General features: G+C 48.8%; 8 protein-coding genes and 1 pseudogene. All 9 read right to left on the bottom strand.

All coding sequences use genetic code 11. The features are described 5' to 3' along the window. Positions 1-103: 103 nt before the first annotated feature. The gene (locus NFHSH190041_RS10150) at positions 104-1,450 is read right to left on the bottom strand and encodes an NCS2 family permease (protein ID WP_261925089.1); all 1,347 of its coding nucleotides are present in this window, start codon (positions 1,448-1,450) and stop codon (positions 104-106) included. Between the two features lie 216 nt (positions 1,451-1,666). Beyond that, on the bottom strand, positions 1,667-2,983 hold the full coding sequence (gene guaD / locus NFHSH190041_RS10155) for a guanine deaminase (RefSeq protein WP_261921747.1): 1,317 nt from the start codon (positions 2,981-2,983) through the stop codon (positions 1,667-1,669). 124 nt (positions 2,984-3,107) lie between these two features. After that, positions 3,108-4,520: a nucleobase:cation symporter-2 family protein gene (locus NFHSH190041_RS10160; protein WP_261921748.1), complete on the bottom strand. Its 1,413-nt coding sequence runs from the start codon at positions 4,518-4,520 to the stop codon at positions 3,108-3,110. Between the two features lie 161 nt (positions 4,521-4,681). Next, positions 4,682-7,567, bottom strand: coding sequence for a molybdopterin-dependent oxidoreductase Mo/Fe-S-binding subunit (locus tag NFHSH190041_RS10165; RefSeq protein WP_261921749.1), 2,886 nt, complete (start codon positions 7,565-7,567; stop codon positions 4,682-4,684). A 5-nt stretch (positions 7,568-7,572) separates the two neighbouring features. After that, positions 7,573-8,373 (bottom strand): molybdopterin-dependent oxidoreductase FAD-binding subunit, encoded by an 801-nt coding sequence (gene ygfM / locus NFHSH190041_RS10170; protein WP_261921750.1) that lies wholly within the window; start codon positions 8,371-8,373, stop codon positions 7,573-7,575. 445 nt (positions 8,374-8,818) lie between these two features. Then, positions 8,819-9,637 (bottom strand): annotated as a pseudogene (locus NFHSH190041_RS10175) (IS1595 family transposase); the annotation flags it as partial. A gap of 219 nt (positions 9,638-9,856) precedes the next feature. After that, positions 9,857-10,795 carry a lauroyl-Kdo(2)-lipid IV(A) myristoyltransferase gene (lpxM, locus tag NFHSH190041_RS10180; protein ID WP_261921751.1) on the bottom strand — a complete coding sequence of 313 codons (939 nt, stop codon included), beginning with the start codon at positions 10,793-10,795 and terminating at the stop codon, positions 9,857-9,859. Positions 10,796-10,888: 93 nt separating this feature from the next. Then, the gene (gene ihfA / locus NFHSH190041_RS10185) at positions 10,889-11,185 is read right to left on the bottom strand and encodes an integration host factor subunit alpha (protein WP_261921752.1); all 297 of its coding nucleotides are present in this window, start codon (positions 11,183-11,185) and stop codon (positions 10,889-10,891) included. 3 nt (positions 11,186-11,188) lie between these two features. Next, the gene (gene pheT, locus NFHSH190041_RS10190) at positions 11,189-13,576 is read right to left on the bottom strand and encodes a phenylalanine--tRNA ligase subunit beta (protein ID WP_261921753.1); all 2,388 of its coding nucleotides are present in this window, start codon (positions 13,574-13,576) and stop codon (positions 11,189-11,191) included. Positions 13,577-13,583 lie beyond the last annotated feature (7 nt).

Below are 13,583 nucleotides of genomic sequence, written 5' to 3' on the forward strand. Positions count from 1 at the left end.
ATAAAGCAAAACAGCCCGATTCTTACCGGGCTGTTTATTATAACGTTCATCAATATCAGCTGTTGGATATCAATATCATCCAATGCAGACTGAATTATCCACCTTAAATTGCCCAGCCTCCGGCATAGAATACGGCCAATACAATGGCAATAATCACAGTGCCGACATTCAGCTTACGCCATTCGCCGCAAACAACACGGCCAATCACCAAAGCATTAAAGGCAATCATAATACCAGTCACGATATTACCGGTCAGAACAATAAATACCGCACACAGCAGACCACTGAGTGACCCAACAGTATCATCCAGATCCAGTTTTGACACATTGCTCAGCATCAACAGACCCACATACATCAGCGCAGGTGCTGTCGCATAAGCAGGAACCAGATAGCTCAGTGGTGCTAAGAAGATCAACAGCAGGAACAAACTCCCCACCACTGTGGCAGTCAGACCAGTTTTACCACCCGCAGCAGTACCTGCAGCCGACTCAATATATACCGCAGCAGGGGCGCCACCGATAAAGCCGGAGAAAATACTGGATACAGAGTCAGAAGTCAGCGCTTTACCACCACTGATGATTTGGCCATCTTTATCCAACAGGTTTGCTTGCCCGGCAACCGCGCGGATAGTTCCTGTTGCGTCAAAGATTGCTGTCATCACCAACGCCAGCACAGTTGGGATCACCACAGGGTTCATCGCCCCCATAATATCCATTGTGCCGATAAGAGAGCCTTCTGCTGTCAGGTTCGGCATAGCGAACAATCCCTGATATTTCACATTCGGGTCAAAAATCAAACCGAAAATAGAAATGCCGATGATCACCAACAAGATGCCGCCGGGGACACGTAACCGCTCAATACCAAAAATAATCGCCAAACCGATCAATGAAGCCAAAACAGGCAAAGAGGTAAACTCCCCTAACGCAACCGGTAAACCGTCAAAGGGGTTTTTCACCACTAAGCCCACACCGTTGGCGGCAATCAACAACAGGAACAGACCAATACCGATACCGGTACCATGGGCAATGCCGGATGGTAAGTTAGTCAAAATCCACTGACGGACACCGGTTACCGTAATGGCGGTAAACACAATACCCATCAAGAAGACCGCCCCCAGCGCCACTGGAATCGACAGCCCCTGCCCTAATACCATACTGAATGCCGTAAATGCCGTCAGCGAGATAGCACAACCAATGGCCATCGGCAAATTAGCCCATAGCCCCATCATTAACGAACCAAACGCTGCCACCAAACAGGTTGCAATAAATACCGCACCGGGATCAAAACCTGCCGCCCCTAGCATATTGGGCACCACAATGACCGAATACACCATGGCCAGAAAAGTTGTTAACCCAGCAATTAACTCCTGTCTTACGGTTGAACCACGCTCCTTAATTCTGAAGTATTTTTCCAGTGAGGTTCCCTGCGATGCACTTGGCACCTCGCCCATGGCTGCAGGATCGAGATTGATTTTATTAGTATCTGACATAATGCTACTTCCCAATAGTTGTCTTAAGGTTTGGGTCTCCACACCCCCGGCCACATGGCCGCCCTGCGACATTCCTTGACAGATCACCGGCCGAAACCGGCGATCCTCCCAACCACCTTTTACATTGTTGTCTTACTTCACTCTCGTGCTCAGTTATGCCCGTACCGGTTAACCAGATTAGTTACGGGTATAGACTAAACGACCGTCCACATAAGTACGGTAAATACTGCGATCATCCCCCAGGGTGATCAGTACAAACAGCTCATCGGCTAAATCCTTGGAATTATCGAATCTCAGCTGCTGCAGTGCAGTGGCACAGGGGTCTACCACTACAAAGTCGGCTTCTTTGCCCACCTCAAAGTTACCTACCAGATGATCCAGCGACAGCGACTTAGCACCACCCAATGTGGCATGGTAGAAAGCTTCAAATGCGGACAATTTGTAATTCTGTAGCTGCATCACTTTGTAGGCTTCATTCAAAGTCTGCAGAATATTGAAGGTGGTGCCGGCACCAATATCAGTTCCCACCCCGACCTTGACCTTGCGTTTCCAGGCTTCCTGTAGCTTGAATAAGCCACTGCCAAGATACAGGTTCGATGTTGGACAGAAAGCAACCGCAGAGTCAGTCTTATACAAACAATCCCACTCGCTGTCTTCCAGATGAATACTGTGGGCAAACACACTCTTGCAGCCTGTCAGGCCATAATGGTGATACACATCCAGATAGCTGGCACGATCTGGATACAACTCTTTTACCCACTGGATTTCATTTTTGTTTTCACACAGGTGGGTATGTACATAAGTATCTGGATATTCCTCTTTCAGTTTGCCGGCCAGCGCTAATTGCTCTGGGCTAGACGTCGGGGCAAACCGTGGCGTAATGGCATACATCAAGCGGCCACGGCCATGCCACTTTTCAATCAGTGCTTTGGTTTGCTCATAACTAGACTCTGGGGTATCCACCAGATAATCCGGCGCATTGCGATCCATCATCACCTTACCGGCGATCAGGCGCATATGGTAACCTTCCGCGACTTCAAATAAAGAGTCGACCGATTCTGGGTGCACAGTGCCAAACACCAGCGCAGTAGTGGTGCCATTGCGTAATAACTGGTTAACGAAGAACTTAGACATCTCCTTGGAGTAGTCTTTGTCTGAGTAGCGGGCTTCTGTCGGGAACACATAATTATCCAGCCACTCCAGCAGCTGCTCACCATAAGCGCCAACCATTTCAGATTGTGGATAGTGCACATGGGTGTCGATAAAACCTGGCATCACGATTTTTCCCGGATAACTGCGAATTCGTACCCCGGGTGGCACTTTATCCTTGCCTTCTTCCCATTTACCGACCCATTCGATTTTGCCATCAATGATTAACATCAGGCCATCGTCAATGTAGCGCATGTTCTTTTCAATGTCTTCCGGACGGTCCACAACACATTTCACGTCCATGATTGAGGCGCGGATCGCCTTGATTGACTCTAATTGTCCCATCTCAAATCCTCGTTGATGTACAGCTTGAACTCATCACCAGGGTGCGTTGAACTTTCCTTAGCTGATGTCGCCCGACAGGCTCAGGAACATCCATCTTTCCTTGGCTCGCTTTCCAGAAAAACTGTTAAATCATTCCCTTACGTCCAGTGAGCGACCGCTGACGCTCTTTTTCCAACTCCATTGCACACAGGTCACACTCTTTTACCTGCTGCTCCAATGCGGCCCGTTTTTCCATGGCGCATTCCGCCTCATCCTCACGGTCCACCGGCAATACCAAGTTCAGTATTAAGGCCACCAGCGAGCCGGTAGTAATGCCGGAGCCAAGGATCACGTGCATAGGCTCTGGCAAATAGGTCAAAATCTCAGGGCGCACAGTCACCGCCAGTCCAGAGGCAATCCCCACTGCAATCACCAGCATATTGCGCTTGGTAAAATGGATGCGGGATAAGATGCCTACCCCAGAGGAGATGATCATGGCAAACATCACCAGCCCCGCCCCACCGAGTACTGGCGATGGGATGGTCACCACAATGCCACCAAGCTTGGGGAACATACCGGCAAACAACATAATAGCGCCGGTTAACGCCACCACATGTCGGCTAGCCACACCAGTGATGGAAACAATGCCGACATTCTGACTGAAAGAGGAAAATGGCGTAGAGCCAAATACGGAGGAAATTGCACTGCCGACCCCATCACATAAAATGCCACGGGACAGCTTCTTACCGGTCAGTTTGGTATGGGTTGCATCGCTTAAGGCCAGAAAGTCCCCGGTCGATTCCATAATGGTCACCAGATAGGCAATGGACATGCCGATAATGCCGCTGACCGTAAAACTCAGCCCAAACGGCAACAGTTCTGGTAGGGCAAACAGCGGTGCATTAGTTACTGGGCTGAAATCGACCATACCCAGCATCATGGCCACCATATAGCCAACAAACATACCAATCACGATGGCAGCAGCAGAGATAATGCCCTTCCCCAGCATGGAGAGGATAATCACCACCCCCAGCACCAATGAACCGAGCAGTAAATTATCCAGCTGACCGTATTGCTCCTGGCCCACGAACCCACCCGCAAACCAGTCCACGCCCACGGGCAATATGGTCATCCCGATCAGCACCACAACAGTGCCGGATACCACTGGGGGAAACAATTTGCGAATTTGCGGCATAAACCGACTGCCGATAATCATCACCAAAGAGCCCACCAGCGCCGAGCCGAAAATACCTGAAACGCCAGAATCCATCCCGATTGAAATTGCAATGGCCACAAAGGTAAAACTGGTCCCCATCACCACAGGTAAACGGATCCCGATAGGGCCAATGCCCTTACACTGCATCATGGTGACCAGACCCGATACAATCAAAGCCGCATTGACCAGCACAATCATATCTTCCGTCGGCAGCCCAAGCGCACTACCGACCACCAAAGGTACCGCGATGATGGCGCCCATTGCCGCCAACATATGCTGTAGCGCTAACAGGATCCAGGCACCGACTGGTGGTTTATCTTCAACGTTATAAAGCAGCTTCATATTCACTCACCTCGTTCCAAGGTACGCAATCGATTAATTAGTTAATTGCTCATCACCGGTACTTCAGTTAACGCGAATATCGCCCTCTTAGTTAGGCCGGCAGCCCTGCCCATCGGGCTGCCGGGAGTGTGTTACCCAAAAGTTGAGTTGTGCATCTACCCTTACAGCAACTTCAGCCCTGCCAAGACTTTTTCAGGGGTAAAGTGCCAATCACGGATCCACACGCCGCAAGCATCATGGATCGCTGAGGCAATCGCAGGAGCGGCACCATTTACGCCAATTTCAGAGATAGACTTGGCACCATAAGGGCCGACAGGATCATCACTGGGCACTAACACCGCGCGGAAGTCCTTTGGAATATCCCCGATCATGGGCGCGCCATAGGTCTTTAGATCCCGCGTGAGTGGAATGCCCTGCTCATCGTAAATCAGCTCTTCATACAGGCTGTGACCAATGGCCCGCATGCTGGCGCCGTAAATCTGTCCCAGCGCCAAATCAGGGTTCACCGGTGTGCCGCAATCCAACAGGGCATAGAACTTATCCAAGCGGATTTCACCGCTGCGGACATTCACTGCCACTTCAGCGAAGTTAGCACCATATGGGAAGGCAAATTCAGGGGTAGTGAAGCAGCCAGATGCCAGCAGTTGCCCCCAACCAGTGCCACTTTCCGCTTTATGGGCGATATCAAAGAAGCTCACTTCACCCACTTTCTGATCATGGTGCTGACAGCGCACAATACCGGGGGCGACTAACTCAACCTTATACACTTCTACCCCGAGCATCTCAGCGCCACATTTCAGGATCTTCTCCTTCATCGCTTCTGCCGCTAGACGCGCCGCATTACCCGAGAAACAGGTGCCAGATGAAGCGTAAGCGCCTTTATCAAATGGGGCATGGTCAGTATCACCAGAGTGAATAGTGATATTGTCTAGTGGACAACACAGCACTTCTGCCACCAGCTTGTTCACCACAGTATCTAATCCCGTGCCGATATCCGCGCCGCCGGAGTGAACAATAAAGGTGCCATCTGAGGCCATCTTGATGGCGCAGTTAGCTTGGTCAATATCCGGAATACCCGATTTTTGCTGGATAATGGCAACACCACGACCAATGCGCCAATCACCGTCACTTTCTTTCGGGCTATCCCAATTAATCATCTCCCACCCTTGTTTCAGGATGGGCTCCAACGCGCAACTGTGCACTTTCGGCGCCGCGGCGGGCATCTTCCCTTCCCCGATAGCCGCCAGAATTTTGAGATCTTGCCCTTCTACAACACGGTTCTTTTCCACCATATCCAGATGGTCAATGCCAAGCTCTGCCGCCATCTCAGCCATCGCCATGGTCAAAGCGAAGTTACCTTTTGGCGCGCCATAACCTTGGTAGGCACCGGTAGGACAAATGTTGGAGTAATACGTGGTGACCAGAAAATCGACGTTATCACAGGGATACAGAGGTAAGGACAAGGCAGGGCCATTACAAGGCACTGTCAGGGCATGGTTACCGTATGGGCCGGTATTGGCACGGAAATCCATATCGATAGCGGTTAACGTACCGTCCTTTTTCGCCCCCAGTTTTACCCGCACTTTCGCCACATGGCGGCTGGAGTTACTGATAAACTCCTCTTCCCGGGTATGGTGGAAATACACCGGCCGGCCGGTGGTCCAGGTTGCCCAGGCACACACATCTTCCAGCAAAATATCCTGTTTAGAGCCATAGCCACCGCCGACCCGCTCTTTGACGATATGTACCTTGTTTTGTTTAATGCCAAGGATCTTGGCCACTTGCCGACGCACGTGCCAAGGCACTTGGGTGGAGTCGTGCATCACCAGACGATCACCATCCATATAGCTGTAACAGATATGGGTCTCTACCGGCAGTTGCTGCACCTGTTTCGATTCATAGGTCCGCTCGATAATATGATCGGCCTCAGCAAAGCCTTTATCCAAATCACCAATATGCCCCCGGACACTGGCGGCAATATTTTTGCGTGGAAAACAGCCAATAGGGAAGTTCACAATCAGCTTGCCTTCCCGAGGATCAGCATGTTCATTCTGCTCAGCTAAATCGGCTGGCGCACCCACGCCATATTCAATCGGCTCGTTATGGATAATTGGTGCATCGGCCGCCATGGCATCATCAATGCTCATCACCGGCTTAAGTACTTGGTATTCCACCTCAATCAGTTTTAATGCCGCTTCAGCGATTTCAACGCTTTCGGCCACCACAGCAGCCACACGGTCGCCCACATGACGCAATTTCTGCCCAAACATGCGTCTGTCTAACGGTGATGGCTCAGGTGCACTTTGCCCACCTGGGGTATAAGGAATGTCCGGGCAATTTTTATGGGTGATCACCGACACCACGCCAGGTAATGCTTCAGCCTGGCTAACATCTAAATGGGTAATAAAGGCATGGGGATGAGGGCTGCGCAGCATTTTAATCACGCAAGCATCCGCTGCAATGCGGTCTTCCACATAACACGGGCGAGCCTTAATCATCTTAAAGGCATCAATCTTAGGACTGTTTTTACCCACGACTTTCAGATCATCACGGAACTCAGGGGCAAAGGCCTGTTGATACGCCGGCTCATTGAGACGCCTTGCGGCCAATGCCACCACATCATAAAACTGCTGATAACCGGCATCACGGCTGAAAATACCGCTTAGCGCATCTTCAATCTGTGCCTGAGAAGGACTTGGATGCCGCTCAAGTAAATTGGTAATCACCAGTGCCATTGCCGGGTCATTGTAACCAGACTGCACCACACCAACATCCACCATGGCCTGCTGCACCAGACTTAATTCATTCCATTTGCCCAAAGACTCTGCCGTCGCCACATTACAACCTTCCAATTGCGCGGCGATCAGTAAAGAGGCGTTATGCAGCACCCCATCAAGCAAGATGGCATCAGAGCCGGCAAAACCAAAACCATCATCACTGTTCCGCACAGAGCGCAATCCCAATTGCTTTAACAGTGACTGCACATTGGCACCAGCTGCACATTCCAGTGATTTCGGTTGACCATTCAAGTTAAATTTCACCAACATAACTTTTATTCTCCCTGTGTGCTCTGTGCCAATTGCTGACATTCAACCAATAAATCCGCCATCACCACGCCGGCGATATAGCGCTTATATTCAATGCTGCCGCGGATATCCGCTACAGGAGAAATAGCTTCAGCAACAGCGCGCTCCAGCGCTTCACCTTCTAATGCCTGCCCCGCGACATCACGCAAACTGACAGGCCGAGCCTGACGTTCACCCAGTTGGTTCATGCCATCAAGCAGCATCTCAACCTTGCCATCAGCACTGAGGGAAACCGCTGCCGTTATTACCGCAAGTCCACCGGCTGAGCGGCGCACACTGCGGGTATGACAATGTATTGCTCGCTGAGGTAGCACCACTTCTAAGATCAGCGCGCCTGGGTTATCCAAATAGGCTTCCAGCGAAACCTGCTGGCCATCGGCTAAAATCAGTTCGGCATGCATCGCCAGCAATGCGGGCAGTAACACTGCTTCATCTTGCTTTGCAGCAATCTCACCGCCTAACGTTGCCTGATGACGAATATGGCGCGAATAAACAAAACCCGCGGCGTCTTTCAAAGCAGCGGGTGTCAATTCATGCTCAATTAAGGCCTGCAGTTTGCACATGGCACCAAGGTACAGCGCTTCACCTTCACAACGAATGTCATTACAAGGTAAATCAGACAGGGCAATGGCGACGGTTTTATCAGTTCGGGTCGGGGCAGCATTCAGTTTGGATCCACCGTTAAACCAAACGGCGTGGGGACTGTGGGCATGCATCAATTCCAATGCCTGCTCCGGAGTTTGGGGGCGAAAATAATGCTCTATCATTGTTATTCCCTTTTATTGATGTCCACTAAATTCAGTTGATCATCACAGCTCGAGTGAATAACCCTATTCAGCAATATTTAAGCCAAGGAAAAATAAACGATTAAAAGATGAGCAAAAGTGTGAGTCAGTAGCAATTTTTGTTATCAAGCTAGAAGATTTTAGTGAACTGAGTCGGAAAATTTTCCGCCGTTTTGACAAACACAATTAAAATCAACAGCTAGAGCAGCTATAAATTATAAATAGCCCTAGTGTCACGCTATCAATTTAATATTTTGCTATCAAATTGATATCAAATCAGGAGCTATCAGTCTGATAAAATCTTCGCTGTAAGAACAAAGCATGCATTCATCTTGAATTACTTAGCCAAACTGCATATATCCAAGATCTGATAACCCAACCAGCACACTAGTGGAAGGCAATAAAATAACATGCCTATGCACTTTGCTCAGCATGAGTTCATAGGTGAATGAAAAATAGCTATATTTAACAGCCGCATAGGAATTTGTTTTTCTATTCTTCTGCGATTAAAACGATAAATGAACTCATTGAGGTATTCCTGTACATATTTTTTGGATATTCCGTGGAATGTGCCCTGAATAAATGTTTTCAGGTTGCTAATGGCGATATGTACCCACGGGAGCCACTCATCAACCAATTCTTTCGGCGTCACTCTGGCTTCGTGATGCTGGGTTTTATCAATGATAGTCAATGCACGTAGCCCATCTGAGCGAACATATTGATTGGGGAGAATATGCGCTTGCACAAATTGCTCGACACTTTGGTGGCTGATACGGTTAACAGCCTGCATGGCAATATAGCCGGCTCGTTCACCTTGGGTTTCAACGGCCACAATTATCGGTGTTTTCCCTGCCGCTCCTCAACCACGTTTACCTTTTTGTTTGCCGCCAACCAAGCAATCATCCAATTCTATGTTGCCAGATAACCAATACAGTCTGTCTCTGTGCCCCATTGCGATACGCAATTTTTTCAGTATCAACCTTGCCGTTCGCCAGTTAACTTCAATGAGCTTTTTGAGCCGTAATGCTGATATTCCGCCTTTGTCTGACCCTATAAAATAAATGGCCGTAAACCATTTAGACAGCGGGATATGCGTGCCGTGAAACAGCGTGTCAGATGTCACGGATGTTTGCTTATGGCACTGACAGCATTCATAAAGCTCACGGGTATGGATTTGATAGGCTTGACGATGACCACATTTAGGGCAGATAAATCCATCCGGCCATCGCTGCAAATAATGATTGAGTAATGTGTGAAGATAGGATTATTTACACATTCACGATAAAAAGGCGATGGCTGAAAATAATAACGCACTGTGATTCCGGTAATCTCTGAAACCGTAATCACAGCGCGCTAATTATATTTCTTTATGGGATAGGTGTAATCACGAATACCACAACTGTATGACAATTGAATGAAGAGTTTCATTCTTATCAGGTCCCCAAATTCCGACCTGTATCACCACTTAGTCGTAAATATCAGCTTCCCCTTCTGGCCGGGTACGCAACACACGTAAGAACCACATGTATTGCTCTGGATAGGCAAGAATCACCTGCTCAACAGCATGATTGAGCGCTCGAGCTTCATTTTCCTTGCCCTGCATTGCTTCCGGTGCAATCGCTGGCATAACCGTTAAATCAAATTGACGGCTATGACGGTTATAGCCAATTTTAACCGGCATCACGGCAGCATTGCCTGCCTGCGCCAGACGACCAACCACAGGCAAGGTGGCTTTTACTGTGCCCAAAAATGGCGCAAAGATGCTCTTATCCCGGCCATGATCTTCATCGGGTAGATAAAAGAAACTGAAATCGTTTTTCAGCTCAGAAAGCAGTGCTCGAATCCCCGCTTCACGCATATAAACTCTCGCGCCAAGCGAACTACGCATCCGGTTATTAAACCAATTAAATAGACCATTACGGTGAGCTTTTGCCATGGTCACCATCGGCAACTCAAGGTTCAACCGTAAACCAGCATACTCAATCCCCCAAACATGGGGCATAATAAAAATCACAGGCTTACCAGCATCACGGGCCTGCTGCACATGTTCATAACCCATTAACTTCACCCGGCGGCGTAAATACTTTCGGCCCTTAAGCATCAGTTCTGCTTGCGCCAGCAGGATCATCACAAAATTTTCCACATTTTCACGGATCAGTGATGCTATCTCTGCCTCTGATTTCTCCGGAAAACAGGTTTTCAAGTTCGCTCGTGCGACCGCAATCGGCCGTTTAGCAATATGCATCACCAAATGCGCCATCATACGGGCAATGGGATCACGAACAACAGCAGGCATCAACCCGAAAATAACTAACAGGCCAATACCAAGCCAAGATAACCAATATTTGGGATGAAGCAGTGAAAGGTGAAAACGGCGATCGAAATGTTTTGCTGCTCTGGACAAGATACAACCCCAAACTAAATAAAAGCGCCCAAATGGTAATGAATCAAAAACAGAAAAGCCACTCTAGGAGTGGCTTTTCTTCATCGGGTCGAACTATTTGTCGGTGTTAGCGACTTCTACCCGGCTTTTTAACTTCTGACCGGGGCGGAAGGTCACCACTCGGCGGGCGCAGATAGGTATATCTTCGCCTGTCTTTGGATTTCTGCCAGGACGTTGGTTTTTGTCCCGCAAGTCGAAATTGCCAAAGCCAGATAGCTTGACCTGCTCACCATTTTCAAGTGCACATCGAATCTCTTCGAAGAACGACTCTACCATCTCTTTCGCTACGCGCTTGTTAATACCAAGTGTTTCGAAAAGATGTTCTGCCATTTCGGCTTTGGTAAGTGCCATACTTTAATCCCTCAACGATGCGTTGAACTCAGACTCAAGAGCAGAAACCACTGCGTCAACTTTTTCCGCAATTTCTTTCTCTTCAAGCGTACGAGCCGTATCTTGTAACGTTAGTGCAATTGCCAAGCTCTTTTTGCCAGGCTCTACACCCTTACCTTGGTATACATCAAACAAGTTTATGCCAACCAACTGATTCCCGCCAATTTTTCTTATCACATCGATAACATCACCGGCAGCAACGGCATCATCAACCACAACCGCGATATCACGGCGGTTAGCAGGGAACTTAGAGACTGGTTGAGCTTGAGGCAGTTTAGCCTGCAACAGCGCATCCAATTCCAGTTCAAAGACAATGGTTTTACCGTTTAAACCAAATGGCTTTTCCAAGCTTGGGTGTACTGCACCAATGAAACCGATAACTCGGCCATTTCGCAGAATTTCAGCACATTGCCCTGGATGAAGAGCGCTGTGCGTTGCACTTCTAAAATTAAATTCTGCTTCGGCAGCTGTCAAGCCGATGATCGACTCTAAATCACCTTTAAGGTCGAAGAAATCAACAGTTTTGGATTCCATAGACCAGTGTTCATCACTTTGTGGCCCTGCAATCACTGCCGCAAGCATTGCCTGTTGACGAACGCCAGATTCAGCCTGAGCATCAGGTACAAAGCGCAAACCAGTCTCAAACAAACGCACGCGAGCTTGCTGACGGCTTTGGTTATAACCCACTGCATTCAACAATCCAGTAAATAACGACAGGCGCATGGCTGACATTTCACTGGAGATTGGATTTGGCAACACCATAGCATCTTGCTGCGGGAACAGCTGCTGCTGTAGTTTCGGATCAACGAAACTATAGGTGATCGCTTCCTGGAAGCCACGAGCAGTCAGTACACTACGTACTTTTTTCAGGCTCAGCTCAGCTTCTTTATGATCTGACATTTTCAGTGCCGCAATTGGAGCAACATTTGGAATGTTGTTATAACCGTAGATGCGCGCAACTTCTTCAATCAGATCTTCTTCAATCGCCATATCGAAGCGATAGGTTGCAGTCTTAACCTGCCAACCAGCATCAACGACTTCAACAGTAAAGCCCAAGCGAGTCAAAATCTCATTGACATCGTTATCAGCAATCACATGTCCCAGCAGTTTGTCCAGCTTAGCGCGACGCAGCAGAATATCAGCTGGCTTAGGTAAATGGGCATCAGATTTCACTTCCACCACAGGGCCAGCTTCACCACCACAGATATCCAGAACCAAACGGGTCGCTCTATCCATCACTTTTTGCTGCAGTTCAGGATCTACTCCGCGCTCAAAACGGTGAGAGGCATCAGTGTGCAGCCCCAAACGACGGGCTTTACCCATAATGGCCAACGGCGCAAAGAAAGCACACTCGAGCATAATGTCGCGAGTTGATGAAGATACACCTGAATCTTGACCACCAAATACCCCAGCTAGCGCCAGTGGTTTTTTAGCATCGGCAATCACCAGCACATCATTTGGCACTGTGATTTCATTGCCATCAAGTAAGGTCAGTTTTTCTTCCCCATTACCCAAACGAATTTGAATGCCACCATCCAGCTTTGCTAGATCAAAAGCATGCATTGGCTGGCCGAACTCAATCAATACATAGTTGGTAATATCAACAATTGGATCAATAGAACGGATACCACTGCGACGCAATTTTTCCTGCATCCACATTGGCGTTACCGCATTAACATTGACCTGTTTTACCACCCGGCCCAAATAACGTGGGCACGCTTCAGGTGCATTTAAGCTAATCGCCACTTGATCATCAATGCTGGCATTGACTGGCGCCCAGCTTGGTGCAGACACTTCAGCACGATTCAGCACCCCAACTTCACGCGCCAGGCCAACCATACCCAGGCAGTCAGCCCGGTTAGCAGTCAGATCCACGTCGATAACCGCATCATTCAGTTGCAGAAATTCTCGTACATCAGTACCCAACAGCGCATCGGCAGGTAATTCAATGATACCGTCACTCTCGATATCAATACCCAGCTCACCAAAAGAACACAGCATGCCGTGGGAAGGTTGTCCACGCAGCTTAGCCTTTTTAATTTTAAAATCGCCTGGCAGTACTGCACCGACCATGGCGACACAGACTTTCAATCCCAAACGGCAATTAGGCGCGCCACAGACAATATCAATCAGCTCATCACGACCCACATTGACCTTGGTCACCCGCAGCTTATCTGCATCTGGGTGCTGGGCACATTCCACAACTTCACCGATAATTACGCCGGAAAAATCCGCCGCTACCGGTTCAACACCATCCACTTCCAGACCAGCCATAGTGATCTGGTGGGCTAATTCTTCACGACTAACAGCAGGATTGACCCACTCACGTAGCCAGGATTCAGAAAATTTCATATCTATT

This window comes from Shewanella sp. NFH-SH190041, assembly GCF_024363255.1.
GTDB lineage: Bacteria > Pseudomonadota > Gammaproteobacteria > Enterobacterales > Shewanellaceae > Shewanella.